The sequence below is a fragment of the Pelomicrobium sp. G1 genome, from assembly GCF_051905455.1.
Lineage (GTDB): Bacteria > Pseudomonadota > Gammaproteobacteria > Burkholderiales > UBA6910 > Pelomicrobium.
In genome coordinates this window covers 1-528 of record NZ_JBQACR010000088.1, presented here as the reverse complement: position 1 = coordinate 528, position 528 = coordinate 1, and the positions used below count along the sequence as shown (strand labels likewise).

General features: G+C 65.5%; 1 protein-coding gene. It reads right to left on the bottom strand.

The annotated features are described in order from the left end of the window. Window positions 1-93: 93 nt before the first annotated feature. Window positions 94-528 (bottom strand): uracil-DNA glycosylase family protein (locus tag ACTFO6_RS17590; RefSeq protein WP_439935719.1); only part of this gene is annotated, 435 nt, incomplete at its 5' end.

The following is a 528-nucleotide window of genomic DNA, read 5'->3' as shown; positions in this document are numbered from 1 at the left end:
GTGTTATGATAGCTTGCCTTGTTCCTGATAGGCAGGACTGCTCGGGCCTAGACTCCCGGTAAATAACAGGTTGGCGCCCGCTGTCGGAGCACTTCAAGGGACGAGCGCCGCTTTGGCGCACACCTCCACCCAGGCGGGGTGGGCAGCGATCCGGGCGAGGGCATTTTGGAGCAGTGTGCGGCCTGGCTCGGTGCGGTGCCAGGCAGAGGCGCCCGATGGATGGGGGAGGGGTAGTACGTCGGTTTCGAAGCCGAAGAGCCGCACCTTGTAGAGCCGTCCCACCACCGCATCCAGCTTGTTCACCGGCAGGAACAGGCCAGTGGCGAGCCGGCCGGTCGGAATCACCAGTCGCGGCCGCAGGAGCTGGAACTCCGCGGCGAGCCAGGTCGTGCAATTTTCCACCTCCTGCCGGTCGGGAAGCCGGTCGCCGCCACCTGGATTTTTCCCGGGAAAGCAGCGGCACACGGCGGCCATGTAGACGTGACGGCGGAAGGCTTCTTCGTCGAGCCCGATCGCACGGAACCAGCC